General features: G+C 72.9%; 9 protein-coding genes. 7 read left to right on the top strand and 2 right to left on the bottom strand.

Going from position 1 to position 13055, the window contains the following annotated elements; translation table 11 throughout:
* Positions 1 to 489: 489 nt before the first annotated feature.
* Positions 490 to 3288 (top strand): PD-(D/E)XK nuclease family protein, encoded by a 2799-nt coding sequence (locus MNZ29_RS00440; RefSeq protein ID WP_242352126.1) that lies wholly within the window; start codon positions 490 to 492, stop codon positions 3286 to 3288.
* Positions 3285 to 6539 (top strand): UvrD-helicase domain-containing protein, encoded by a 3255-nt coding sequence (locus tag MNZ29_RS00435; protein WP_242352124.1) that lies wholly within the window; start codon positions 3285 to 3287, stop codon positions 6537 to 6539. Before MNZ29_RS00440 ends, MNZ29_RS00435 begins: the two co-directional genes overlap by 4 nt.
* Positions 6540 to 6691: 152 nt before the next feature.
* Here MNZ29_RS00435 and MNZ29_RS00430 read toward each other — a convergent pair whose 3' ends face one another.
* Positions 6692 to 8107: a VWA domain-containing protein gene (locus tag MNZ29_RS00430; protein WP_242352122.1), complete on the bottom strand. Its 1416-nt coding sequence runs from the start codon at positions 8105 to 8107 to the stop codon at positions 6692 to 6694.
* A gap of 115 nt (positions 8108 to 8222) precedes the next feature.
* Here MNZ29_RS00430 and MNZ29_RS00425 point away from each other — a divergent pair, with 115 nt between their 5' ends.
* The 5 genes from MNZ29_RS00425 (at position 8223) to MNZ29_RS00405 (ending at position 11870) form a co-directional block, all read left to right on the top strand.
* A complete protein-coding gene (locus MNZ29_RS00425; protein WP_242352120.1) occupies positions 8223 to 8666 on the top strand; it encodes a hypothetical protein in 444 nt (147 codons plus the stop codon).
* Positions 8663 to 8848 carry a hypothetical protein gene (locus tag MNZ29_RS00420; RefSeq protein ID WP_242352118.1) on the top strand — a complete coding sequence of 62 codons (186 nt, stop codon included), beginning with the start codon at positions 8663 to 8665 and terminating at the stop codon, positions 8846 to 8848. The genes MNZ29_RS00425 and MNZ29_RS00420 overlap by 4 nt, the downstream gene beginning before the upstream one ends.
* A 62-nt stretch (positions 8849 to 8910) precedes the next feature.
* A complete protein-coding gene (locus MNZ29_RS00415; protein ID WP_242352116.1) occupies positions 8911 to 9345 on the top strand; it encodes a YbjN domain-containing protein in 435 nt (144 codons plus the stop codon).
* Positions 9346 to 9348: 3 nt separating this feature from the next.
* Positions 9349 to 10902, top strand: coding sequence for a YafY family protein (locus MNZ29_RS00410; RefSeq protein ID WP_242352114.1), 1554 nt, complete (start codon positions 9349 to 9351; stop codon positions 10900 to 10902).
* A complete protein-coding gene (locus MNZ29_RS00405) occupies positions 10899 to 11870 on the top strand; it encodes a YafY family protein (RefSeq protein WP_242352112.1) in 972 nt (323 codons plus the stop codon). Before MNZ29_RS00410 ends, MNZ29_RS00405 begins: the two co-directional genes overlap by 4 nt.
* A 27-nt stretch (positions 11871 to 11897) precedes the next feature.
* Here MNZ29_RS00405 and MNZ29_RS00400 read toward each other — a convergent pair whose 3' ends face one another.
* Positions 11898 to 12956 (bottom strand): ADP-ribosylglycohydrolase family protein, encoded by a 1059-nt coding sequence (locus MNZ29_RS00400; RefSeq protein ID WP_242352110.1) that lies wholly within the window; start codon positions 12954 to 12956, stop codon positions 11898 to 11900.
* Positions 12957 to 13055 lie beyond the last annotated feature (99 nt).

Genomic DNA, 13055 nt, shown 5'->3' with positions numbered 1-13055 from the left:
CTCCGGTGCACATAATCACGATTGTGTAGATTGCCCGCCTTCCATTTAGCGGGCGTAATTCAACGTATCCGAAAGCGAGAGGTTCAAATCCTCTTGGGGGACCCGCCAGTCAACGAGAGGCCACACCGGGCAGGTGCTGAGCGACTGCCAGGGCCGCGATGTGAGCGCGGTGTTGCGCACGAGACGGCCGCCCGCCCGCGCTGGGCCGCCGGCAGTCCCTAGGCGCCGAGAACGACCCGCCGGTCGAGGCGTACGCAAACGGGCGGAGCGGTAGCGGGCAGGGCGGCGAAGACGTTGAAGCGCACGAGGCTTTCCTCCCGCAGCCGGCGAGCCTGGTCGGCGGAAAGCGCGCAAGGCCGCCCCTCACGCTCAAGAGGGTCATCATGCATGACGGGCACACAGGACGCGAAGCGGCTCGAGGAGCGGTGGGTCGCGCGCGCGTCCGTGCCTCCCGTATGATGTCCACTCCGCCGCACGGGGACCTCACGCATGCTGACCCTGCTCCTCTCCGCCCATGACGGCGGCACAGCCTGGCGTCACCTTCTCGCCGAAGGCGAGGCGCGCGCCGGGTTCGAGCCGGTCGGCCCACTCGGCCTCGTGCGCCGGCTCGGGCGCATCGTCGGAGTCCCGGCGGAGATCGCGACCGCGCCGGAGCGGCTCGCCTCCTACGGCCTCCGGCTCGACGCGCACGACGACAGCGGCTCCCGATCCTACTCATCGTCCCGCAGGCAGGATCCGTTCGGGGTCGCCCGCTACCTGCTCGGCCTGCGCGACGCCCTCCGACTCTTCGGCTGGGACGGCGGTGCGCTCGACGGGAGCGCGCGGCTCGCCGATCTCGCGGCGCTCGAGCAGCTCGGGCCGCCACTTCCGGCGGGCCTGCCGGACGTCATCGCGGACCTGACCACCGGCGTCGTCGCCGACGGCAAGCTCCCGTTCCCGGTCCGGATCGAGCTCTGCGCGTCGCGCCGCGCCTTCCCGCCACTGTTCCGGCGGCTCCTCGACGCGCTCGAGGGCGCGGGGGCGACGGTCGTGGACGCGGGCGCGGCCCTCGCGCGGGCGCCGGCCGACACCGACCTCGGAACCGTGCAGCGCGCCCTGCTCGATGGGCGCTCGGAGCGGCCCGCGCTCCAGGGCGACGGCACCTTCCTCCTCCTCGAGGCCGATACGCCGCTCGAGGCCGCCGAGCTGACCGCGGCGCTCGCCCGGACGCGGGCGCTGCAGCAGGCCACCTTCGTCGTGCCCACCCAGCCCGCCACCCTCGATGCGGCGCTGGCGCGGCAGGGCCTCCCCACGCTTGGCGTCCCGAGCGCTTCTCACCTGCGGCCGCACCTCCAGGTGCTCCCGCTCCGGCTCGCCCTCGCCTTCGCGCCCCAGGATCCCTTCCGTGCCGCCGAGCTGCTGCTGCTGCCGGGCGGCCCGCTCCCGCGCCACGCCCAGCGCGCGCTGCTCGAGGCGCTCGGCCAGATGCCCGGGGTCGGCTCGCCGGCGTGGCGCCACGCGGTCGAGAAAGCGGTCGCGGCGGAGACGGCGCGGGCCGCCGCGGAGCGGAAGGACGCGTCCGTGGCGGACGCCGCCGGCGCTGCGCTCCGCGAGCGGATCGACGACTGGTTCGGCGGCGAGCTTCACTGCCCGGTCGCCGGCATTCCGGCGCCCGCCGCGGCGGCCCTCTGCTCGAGCGTCGCGGCCTGGGCGGGTGGCCGCGTGCGGGGCGCGCTCGACCGCGGCAACGCGGAGCCCGGCTCCGACACCGTCGACGACTCTACGCTCTGGAGCCACGCCGCCGCCGTCGCACGGACGCTGGAGCAGCTCCTCGTGGCCCGCCCGCCCGGCGAACGGCTGTCGCAGCAGTCGCTCATGCAGCTCCACGGACTCGCGGTGGGAAGCGGCTCGGAGGTTGCCGACTTCGGTGGCGAGAGCGGTCGGCCGGCGATGGTGCCCCACCCTGCAGGCGTGACCGCGCCCTGCGCCGAAACCGTGTGGTGGGGGTTTGTCCCCGACGCGGACCTCGGGCCTGCGCCGGACCCGTGGACCGGGGTGGAGCGCGAAACGCTCCGGCGCGCCGGGGTCGCCCTCCCGGATCCGGGCGAGCAGCGCGCGCTCGAGGCCGAGGGCTGGCGCCGCCCGATCCTCGGCGCGCGCGAGCGCGCGATCCTCGTCCGCTGGCGGCTCGCGGGGGCCGACCTGGCCGGCGCGCACCCGTTCCTCGACGAACTGTCGTCTCGTGTCGCAGACGGCGCACTGCGCCGGTGCACCGTCGCGTCCGAGCACGTCCTCGCCGGAGCCGGGGACGCGAGCTGGAGGGCAGCTACCGTCGAGGTCGCCCCGGCGAGCATCATGACGCAGCGCCCGGCCTGGAAGGTCCCGCCTCAGACCCTCGTGCCGACCGGGACGCTGTCGTCCACCTCCCTCGAGGCGTTCCTGGGATGCCCTTTCAAGTGGGCGCTCCGGTACCAAGCCCAGCTCAAGCCTGGCGAGGGCGTGAACCTCCCGGACGGCAACCGGCTCCTCGGCGACTTCGCGCACCGCGTGCTGCAGGACATGCTGTGCGGGGATGAGAAGCTCGACTTCGCCGCGGCGACCGCCGAGGACGCACGCGCCTGGGCCCGGAAGGCGTTCGACGCGCGGGTGGGTCTCGAGGCGGCCCGGCTCGTCCGGCGCGGTGGCGAGGTCGAGCTCGACCGCGCACGCACCCTCATCGCCACGGCCGCCGCGTCGCTCCTCGAGTTCCTGAAGCGCACCGGGTGGAGGCCGGTGGATGCGGAGCGCGAGGTGAACGGCATCTTCGCGGGCCTCCCCGCCTCCGGCTTCGTCGACCTCGTCGTCGAGAGGGACGGGGTCGAGGCGATCCTGGACCTCAAGCTCTCGGGGCTCCGCTACCGCCAGGAGGAGCTCGAGCAAGGTCAGGCGCTCCAGATTGCGCTCTACGCGTCGCTCCTCGGGAAGCGCGGCAGGAAGCTTCCCGCGGCTGGCTTCTTCGTCCTCGAGGACGGGCAGCTCCTCACGACGGACGCGAAGGCCTTCCCGGGCGCGACAATCGTGGATGGCCCGGGGACGGAGGCGACGCTGAAGGGTTCGGAGGACGGCTTCCGCTACTGGCAGAAGGTGCTCGCGGCGGGGCTCGTTCCGTCGATGCGGGAGGGGCTGGACTGGGCGGCGGCGGTCGGCGCCGCCGCGGGGCCGCCGCCAGATGAGGACTCCTTGGCGCGACGCCCGCCGCCGTGCCGCTACTGCGACTACAAGCCGGTGTGCGTGCCGCCCCCGCCGAAGGACGAGGAGGCCACGCCGTGAAGATCGACGTCATCAGCGCGAGCGCCGGGACGGGGAAGACCCACCGCCTGACCGGCGACCTCACCAAGGCGCTCCTCGAGGGAACGGCTCGCCCCGAGGGCGTCGTCGCCATCACCTACACCGTGAAGGCCGCGAGCGAGCTGGAGAGCCGGATCCGCGAGTCGCTGATGAAGGCCGGGCGGCCCGAGCTCGCCGCCCGGATCCGCGACGGCTACATCGGGACGATCCACTCGGTCTGCCAGCGGCTTCTGCGCGAGTTCGCCCTCGAGGCGGGGCTCTCTCCCTGGCTCGAGCCGATCCCGGAGCCCGAGCGCCAGCGGCTGTTCGACGTCGCACTGGCGTCCGTGCTCGCCGGACGGGAGGGCCCGCTCAACGAGCTCGCGCGGCGGCTCGAGATCGAGGACTGGAAGGAGATCCTCCTGAAGATCGTGGACGCGGCCCGCGCGAACGGCATGGAGCGCGCGGCCCTGGAGCGCTCGGCGGCGGCGAGTCGCGCGGGCCTCGAGGCGCTGCTCGGGAAGCCCACCCTCGATGGCGCGATATATCTCGAGAAGCTGAATCGGACGCTGCCGCCGCTCCACGCGAAGCTCGAGGAGCTCGCCCGCGAGACGGGCGAGGCGGAGTCGAAGAAGCGCGCCGCCGCCGCTCGACGGCTGGTCGCCGACCTCGATCGCGGCCTCATGCCTCCATGGAAGAGCCAATTCCAGCTCGCGCAGCAGGTGGACAAGAAGAAGCTCCGGACCTGGTCCGGCGAGTACGTCGACCTCGCGTACGAGCACCACGCCAGCGCCGGGTTCCACGACGATGTCCTCGAGATGCAGGCCCAGCTCTTCGCGCTCGCGGGGGAGACGCTGGGGACGTTCGTCTCCGAGAAGGCCGCCGCGGGCGTCGTGGACTTCGGGGACATGCTCGCGCGCGCCCGAGAGGTGCTGGAGCGGCCAGCGGTCCTGGAGGCGCTTCGTGACCGCCTCGACCTCGTCCTCGTGGACGAGTTCCAGGACACGTCTCCACTCCAGCTCGCCGTCGTGAGCGCCCTCGCCCGGCTCGCTCGCCGGTCGATCTGGGTCGGCGACCGGAAGCAGGCGATCTTCGCGTTCCAGGGTACCGACCCCGAGCTGATGACCGCGGCGACCGAGGCGGCCCTCGGCGGCCGCACGCCCGACATCCTCGCGTCGTCGTGGCGCTCGCGCCCCGACCTCGTCGCGATGACCTCGGAGCTGTTCGCCCGCGCCCTCGCGCCCCACGGGTTTCCCGACGACCAGGTCCGGATCGTCGCCGCGAAGCCCGACCATCCGAAGCTCCGCGAGCAGGGCTCGTTCGAGTGCTGGCGCTGGACGCCCGAGAAGGTCGAGCGGAACGGGAAGAACGTGAAGGCGTCCGAGCCGGACGCCCTCGGCGCCGGGGTGGCCGACCTCCTGGCCAGCCCGCCGCTCGTCCGCGAGCGCGGGACCGCCGAGGTGGAGGCGGTCCGCCCGGCGTCCTACCGCGACGTCGCGATCCTCGCCCGCTCGAACCTCCGGTGCCAGCAGATCGCCGCCGCGCTCCGTGCCCGCGGCATTCCGGCCAAGGTTTCGCTCGCGGGCGTGACGCTCACCCCCGAGGGCGTCCTCGCCCGCGCGGCACTCGCGCTCCTCGCGGATCCGCGCGACGGCGTCGCCGCGCTCCAGGTCGCCTGGCTGGGCGGCGCCGCGTCGTCCGACCCGGACGGCTGGCTCTCGCGCCGGCTCCTCGAGATCGCGAGCTGGCGCGCCGCCGTCGACACCGCCGAGAGGAAGGGGGAGCGCCGGCCCCCGGCGCCCCTCGCCTTCGAGGACGACGATCGCGTCGTGGGGCTGCGCAATGCAGTCGCCGCCGCCGAGCGGCTCTCGCCCGCGCAGGCCCTGGACCTCGCGCTCCGCACTGCGGGCGTCGCCGAGCTCGTCCGCTCCTGGCCCGAGCCGGCCCAGCGTGTCGCGAACCTCGAGGCGCTCCGCGCCGAGGCCGCCGCGTACGAGCAGCTGTGTGAGGCGCAGCGCAGCGCGGCGACCATGCTCGGCCTCGTTGCCCACCTCGCGGCGCTCGACGCCGAAGACGACGCAGGCAAGCAGGCCGCGGCGAGCTCCGACGACGCCGTCACCGTCCTCACCTGGCACAAGGCGAAGGGGCTCGAGTGGCCCGTCGTGGTGCTGTCGCACCTCGACTTCAGCCGGGAGCGCGGCGTGTTCGAGGTCGCCGTCGAGCCCGCGCCGCGGTTCGACTTCGCGCGCCCGCTCGAGGGCCGCTGGGTCCGGTACTGGCCCTGGCCGTACGGAAAGATGAGCAAGGGGCTCGCGCTGCTCGACCGCGCCCTCGAGACCGCCGAGGCGAGACGCGCGACGGAGGCGGATCGGCGCGAGCGGCTGCGGCTCCTCTACGTCGGCTTCACGCGCCCGCGCGACCTGCTTGTCCTCGTGGCGCGCTGCACCGAGAAGAGCGGTGCGGCCACGGCGGCGCTCGACCTGCTCATCGGCGCGAACAGCGAGCCGCTCCTCGCGACGCCGTTCGAGGACACAGGAGAGGCCGCGAAGATCGCCGTCGGTCAGCAGGAGTGGTGCTGCCGCTTGCGGACGCCATCGGGCCTGCCGCCCGCCACGCCCGCGCCTGCGCGCAGCGCCGTCAGGTGGTACGCGCCGGCGCTGCGCGCGGAGCGCCCGCGCGAGCGGCTCAATCCGTCCGCGGAGCCGCTCGCGGGAACGCCGCGAGTCGTCCAGGTGGAGCGGCTCGGGGGCCGGCACGCCCTCGCCGCGTCCCCGGAGCAGGCGGGACCGGCGGGCGACGCGATCCACGCGTTCCTCGCCGCCGACCAGGGCGGAGCCCAGGAGGCGCGCCTCACCATGGCGACGCGCATCCTGAAGGCGTTCCGGGTGGTCGGGGCCGTGGCGCCCGATACGCTCCTCTCCGCCTCGGACGCCCTCCACACCTGGCTCGACGCGCGCTACCCCGGCGCCACCTGGTATCGCGAGTGGCCCGTCCGCGCCCGGCTCGGCGGTGTCACGCCGCGCCTCGTCGTCGGGGACGTGGACCTGTTCCTCGAGCTGCCCGATGGATTCGTGCTGGTGGACCACAAGTCGTTCCCTGGGAGCGAGCGGGAGCGGGACCGAAGGCTCGTGGAGGAGTACGCGCCGCAGCTCGGCTGGTACGCGCGCGTGCTCGCGGACGCCCTCAAGAAGCCGTTGAGGGCGGCGTTCGTCCACCTACCTATTCGCGGAGAGATGGCGCAGGTAGCGCTGTAAGCCGCTCGCGCCCTCGGCGTGCAGCGTGGAGCCGCCGGCGGATACGCGCGCGTGGACGCTGCGCCGCTAGGCCGTCTTCGCGAGACACCGGAGCCCGGCGCGCCGCCCCCCGCGACGCGCCGGGCTGCACGGTTCCCCCCCACCACATCACTTCACCAGCGCTTCGACCGCCTCCGCTCGAGCCGGCGGCCCGTGCTCGCGGCCGAGCTGCGCTTCGGCGGCGCGTGCCTCGCGCCGAACGAGTCCGCCATTCGGTCCTGCGCCGCGGTCGTCTTCCCCTGGCCCATCGAGCGCAGGTCGTCGAACGCCTCTCCCTGAAAGAGCGTCGTCACGTTCCGCGTCCCGCCCCTCCGGATGCTGGCGCGGTACGCGCGGCTGCCGTGGAAAGCGCCGGCGTCACCGACACGGTCCGCGACCTTTCCGGCTGCGGCCGCGACCGCGCCGTGGCCGCGGGAGGCCACCGCCTCCTGGAACAGCACCATCACCTGGTGCGCGTGCGCGAACTCGCCCCGCCCCGCAGCCTCCTCTGCCTCGATCTGCGCCCGGACGAGCTGCGCGACCGCGACCACCTCGTCCACGCTCGGGGTCGGAGCGGCCTGCGCATCCGCCCGACCGACGAACCGCACGTTCGCGTGCGCGATGGAGCGCTCCCTCACCGGGCGGCCGGCGTCGAGCCGCTCCAATGAGACTTCCACGTCGGCCACGGCGACCGGTGCGTCGATTGCGACGGCCCGCGGCGCGAGCCGCACGCCGAGCACGAGGTTCCGAACCTCGTCCGCAAGCAGGTCCGGGACGCGGAGCACGACGCTCCCGCCCTCCTCGCGCGCGTCCACGTCGCTCACCACGTCCGTGAGCGCGACGCCATCGGCCGGCGTCACGCGCACCTCGATCGCCTGCGCGTAGGTCGAGAGGAGCCCGCCGAGCTCGCGCGCGAAGGCGGTGAGCGCGTCCTCCGGGCCCTGAACGTAGGCGTAGTTCCCCTTCCCCTTCGTCGACAGGTCGCGGAGCAGCTCCTGGTCGGCGTCGTCGCCATAGCCGAACGCCGACAGCGTCGCGCCGCCGAGGTTCTCCTCGAGGAGCCGCATGAGCGCCTCGTGCGACTTCGCCGGCCCCTCGTTCGCGAGCCCATCCGTGAAGAGGATGACGCGGACGAGCATTCCCTCGGGCAGCTTCGTCACCCTGGCGTGGTCGAGCCCGCCGAGCATGCCGCCGCCCAGGTTCGTGTTGTGGCGCGGCGCGAGCCGGCCGACGAGCGCCTTCAGCTCGTCCTTGTGCGCCTGGGTCATCTCGGCGGGCGGGGCGAGCGTCTCGACCTCGGTCGAGAACACCACCACCCCGCAGAAATCGCCGGGCGCGAGGTGGTCCACGAGCTTCATCACGGACTGCTTCGCGAAGTGGAGCTTCTCGCCGGCCATGGACCCCGAGACGTCGAGCACCGGGATCACGCAGACCGGCGGACGGGGTGCCGCCGCGTCGAGGTGCGGCGCAGCGAGGGAGACGACGAGGTGGACGTCCTTCGCCTCGTCGAAGCGGACCTTCTCGTACGTGAGCTGGGCGGTGGTCTTCATGCCCGGCGACATTAGGAGGCGGACGGACACGCACGGTCCGCGCTCTCCGGATCGGCTGCCCCGCGCGTCGAACGTGTCCGTCCCTCTGGCAGGATTTCGCCTGGGAGGACGACGAATGAGGACCTTTCCTGACCTGAGGATCCGGGACGCGGTCTGGGACAGCCAGCGCGCTGGGCGGCTGCTCGACGATCAGCAATGGGCGGACGCGCGGGAGGCATTCACGGCGCTGCGGGCGCGGACGGCGAAGCTCGGCGTCCGCTCGTCTTACCTGGCCTGGGGGCTCGCAGTGGCGCTGGACAACCTGGGTGAGGCCGAGACGGCGTTCGAGGCGGCCTGCGAAGCGGTGAAGGGCGACCCGATGAACCCGGCGTGCCAGCACTCCTTCGACGTCATCGCGAACCGGCTGCGGGCTGCCCTCGCCGACCCGGCGCGCACGCCCGACGATCCCTCCACGCCACGCCTCTACGCGCTGCTCCAGGACGCCGGCGAGGCCGACGTGCCGTCGCATCTGGCCATGGCGAGCCACCTCGCGCACGCCGGCAAGGCGGCGAGGCGATGACGCTGCTCGACGCTGTCACGCTGCTCTCGCCCGTCTCGCGCGACGCGTGGCTCCACAAGGCCTCGCTCGCGCGGACCATGGGCAACGCGATGCTCGCCGCCACGTGCGAGGCGCAGGCCGCCGCGATCGCGTCGTCCGGCGTGCCGTTCGCAATTGCCCCTCCGCGGGGCGCGGCGTGCTGATCGGCGCTGCGGAGATGTCCGTCGCGCATGGATGATTCCTTCGTCTCGAATCGGGGGAATTCATGGCCAGGAAATCGATGGTGAAGCCGGTTGCGAAGCACTACCTCGATCTGCTCGCCGAGGAGGGCTACCGACCGAAGGCGGTCCGGACTGAGAACAACCAATCGGTCATCAGGTTCAAGTCGGAGGGCACCGGCTTCCTCCTCTTCGTGGACGAGGACGACGAGACGTTCTTCCACCTCGCGTTCGGCTACGACCTCGGAGATGGCGTCGCCGACATGGCGGGCGCGATGAGCCGCGCGAACGACCTCAACGCGGACTACAAGGCCGTGAAGGTCACGGTCCATCCGGCGGAGCGCAGCGTCCACTTCCACGTGGAGGCGTTCCTCGAGAGGCTCCCGACGCTGCCCGTCATCCAGCGCTCCATCGGCGCGCTCCTGAACGCCGCACGCGCGTACTCCGAGCCGGCCCGCTCGGCGGACCAGCTGGACGCGTGACCCGTGGCGCGCCTCGATCCGCGAGCGGCACGTTCGCTCCGGGCGCTCGCCCGCGCGGCGGTGGCCTCGCGGACGGTGCGGGTCCGCTTCGTGGACACCGAGCAATCGGTGTCCGAGCGGACGCTGGACGTCGTCGCCCTGGCGTTCGAGCCGCCGAGGTGGATCGTCGCGACCTGGTCTCGGGACCGCCAGTCACTGCGCCTCCTCGATCTCGCGCGAATCAGGCGCGTACAGGTCACGCCTCGACGCGCGGGGCCCCCGCCCTCCGGCTTCGATGCGCTCGACTTCTCGACGCGACACCTGCTCGGCCCGGATCTCGGCCCTCCGCACGAGCTCGTGCTCCGCGTCGATGGACGCCTCGCCCGCGTCGTGCCGGCGCTGTTGCCGACTGCCCGGGTCGAGCGCGACTCGCGCCGCGGCTGGCGGTACCGCGTGCGGACCTCGCGGCCGGCCGTCGTGGCGGCCATCGCCGACTCGCTCGGAGCGTGCGGTGAGATACACTCGGCCTCGCCCATGCCGACCGCCCGTCGCAGAGCGAAGTCGAGCAGCACCGAGGCACGCCTCATCGGCCTCGCGTCCTGGATCCTCTCGCAGTCGGGACCTGTCACCCGCGCCCAGATCTTCGAGGCGTTCCCGGACGACTACGGCGATCCAAAATCCGCCGGCGCCGAGAAGAAGTTTTCCCGCGACAAGGATGCGCTCCGCGACCTCGGGTTCAATCTCGAGATCCAGGACGTGAGCGACGTCAAATACAAGACCCAGCTCGGCTACTCCATCGACGCGCACGCCTCCGCGCTGCCTCCCATCGAGCTCACGCAGGAGGAAGCAGCGGCGGTCTGGACGGCAGCCGTCGGCGCGCTCCGCTTCTCGAACCACCCCCTCCGCGACGAGCTGGAGAGCGCGGTCCGCAAGCTCGTGGTGGGCGCTCGAGGCCTGCCGCCGCGCGCGTCCGCGGCCCAGGACCTCGTCGTCCAGGGCGAGACGGTGAAGCAGCAGACCCTCGACAGGCTCGTGGACGCCTGGGAGCGGCGGAAGCGGATCGCCCTCTCCTACTGGCGGCCGTTTACGGGCGAGGTGGTCGAGCGCGAGGTGGACGTCTACGGCTGGGCGCGCCGCCGCGGCGAGTGGATCTTCGTCGGCTGGTGCCACCTGCGGAAGGGCGTCCGGATCTTCTACCTCTCGCGCGTGCGCGCACTGAAGCTGAACACCCGGGACGTGAAGAACGGCGATTACGCCATCCCGCCCGACTTCGACATCCGCCGCTGGTCGCGCCAGGAGATCTGGGACTACGACGTGCACCCGCCAGTAGAGGCGACGGTCCGTCTCCGCGGCTCGCTCGCGCGCATCGCGCGCCAGCTCCTCCCCTCCGCGAGGGTCTCCACCGCCGAGGACGGCGCGCGGGTGGCCCGGCTCGACGTCCGGAACCTCCGCGGCCTCGTCCGGCAGGCCCTGGCGTGGGGGCCCGAGGCCGAGCTCGTCGCCCCGGACGAAGGAAGAGCCATGGCCCGGGAGATCCTCTCCGCAGTGCACGCGAGCGTCGCGCGGAGGGCGCCGTGACCCGCCCCTACGACCTGCGGCGCATCCGGCGCCTCCTCCTCCTGCTCCCTGCGGCGGCAAAGGCTGCGCGGAGCGGCAAGGGGCTTCCCCTCTCGCGGGCGGTGGAGCTCACCGGCGCGCGCAGCGAGAAGGAGGTCGTGGCCGACGTAGAGGCGCTCTCCGAGCTCTGGGCCGCTCCCGATGAGGCCGAGGACGTCATCGACGTGTACGTGGAGGACGGCGCGGTTCACGTCACCTATGCGAGCGGCTTCGGCAGGCCCACCGCCTTCTCGCTAGCCGAGGGTGCCGTCCTGCTCGCCGCGCTGGCGCCGTTCGAGAAGGACGGCGGGCGTTCGGTGAAGGAGGTCGCGCGCAAGCTCCGCAAGGCGACCCCAGAGGTCTTGCGCGCCGAGGCGGACCGGCTCGTCGCCGGCCTCGACCTTCAGCTCGACACGCCCGGCCCGTGGGCCGGCGCGCTGCGCGAGGCCATCGACAAGCGCGTGGAGACGACGATCGAGTACCGCTCCGTCGGAGACGGCGTGGCGGCGAAGCGCGTGGTCGAGCCCCGGCTCGTATTCCACCGCGAGGGCCACTGGTACCTCGCCGCCTGGCACGTCGCCAAGGGCGAGGAGCACCTCTTCCGGCTCGACCGGATCGTCTCGGTGGAGCTCGGCACCCGCGTCTTCGGCGAGCACCAGGGTCCGCCGCTGGCGCGCTACGGGAAGAGCCTCTACTTCCAGTCGGGCGCCGAGCGCGAGGTGACCGTCCGCTATCGCGACACCGCCGCGCAGCTCGCGCGCGAGCGTTACGGCACGCGAGCGAGGGCGAGCGACGACGGCAGCGTCAGCGTGACGACGAAGGTGACGCCGGGGAACTTCCTGCTCGGGGTGGTGCTCGGGTACGGCGGCAAGGCCACCATCGAGGCGCCCGACGACGTCGTCGCCCAGCTGCGCGAGCGGGTGGAGGCGTTGCAGCGGCTGTACGCCTGATGTTCCGGCGTAATCGAGCTCGAGCGGCTAATTGGGCGGGTAGCGGTCGAGGTCGTCGACGCAGTCGCCCTGCGCTTCGGGGCCGAAGTGTCTCCACAGATCGTCGGCGATGGTCGTGATCACGTCGCGAAGCTCGAGCTCCTCGAGCCACTGTCCCGGGATGCCGCGCTCGCCGACGAGGAGCCCGAGCAGGTTGCCAGCGATCGACCCGGTGCTGTCGCTGTCGCCTCCGTGATTCACCGCGAGCAGCACCCCGTGCGCGAAGTCCTTCGCGACGAGCGCGCAGTAGAGCCCGATCGCGAGCGCCTCCTCGGCGACCCAACCCGCGCCGAGTGACTCGACCGCCTCCGGCGATGGGTCCTCCTCCGCGGCGAGCTCGAGCGCGCCCTCGACCGCCGCGGTGGTCTCCTCGTGCCCGCGCTCCTTCTCCAGGCGACCCAGCGCGCCACGGCACGCGTCGCGCAGCTCCGCGCCGTCGCTCACCTCGCTCACGACGAGCGCGAGACACCCAGCCGCGAGGTGGCCCGAGGGATGTCCGTGCGTCAGGGCCGCGACCTCGGAACCAATACGAAATGGATCATGCGCCCGAGCGAGGCCGACGGGCGCGACCCTCATCACCCCGCCGCAGCCCTTGCTGTCGTTGATTGGATGCTCGGGCGTACCGCTGCCGCCGCTCCGGAGCGCCGCCATGCAGGTGTTCCCGGGCGCGCGGAGCGAGTGCAGCTCGGGGACGCCCACGAGCCATCCGGGATCGCCGAAGGTGCGCGCGGGCTCGCCTTGCGTGGACAGCCAGCGCAGGTACGCGCCGCGTGCGACGTCCGAGATGGACACGATGCCGCGCCCTTCGAAGCGATGCAGGGCGCGGATGAGCGCCTCCGCCGTGAAGAGGGTCATCTGCGTGTCGTCCGTGATCGCTCCGCGCCGGCCGTACGCCGGCTCGAGCCCCGTGACGCCTGCGCTACCGAAGCGGTTTCGGATCTCCTCGAGCTTCATGAACTCGACCGGCGCGCCCAGCGCGTCGCCGACGGCGCCGCCGAGCAGGCACCCACGGAATGCGTCACGCGTCCTCGTCCCTCCGTCGTCCACGACACCTCCCGCAGTCCTGCGAGCGCACCAATTCATCCCGGCGAGGTATGACTCCCGGCTCGGTCCGCCCATGCGTCTGTTTCTACGCCGGGCACGGAC

This window comes from Anaeromyxobacter sp. SG64, assembly GCF_022690745.1.
GTDB classification, from domain to species: Bacteria; Myxococcota; Myxococcia; order Myxococcales; family Anaeromyxobacteraceae; genus Anaeromyxobacter; species Anaeromyxobacter soli.
Note: the sequence above shows the minus strand (reverse complement) of the source record. Positions and strands in the feature narration are given on the sequence as shown.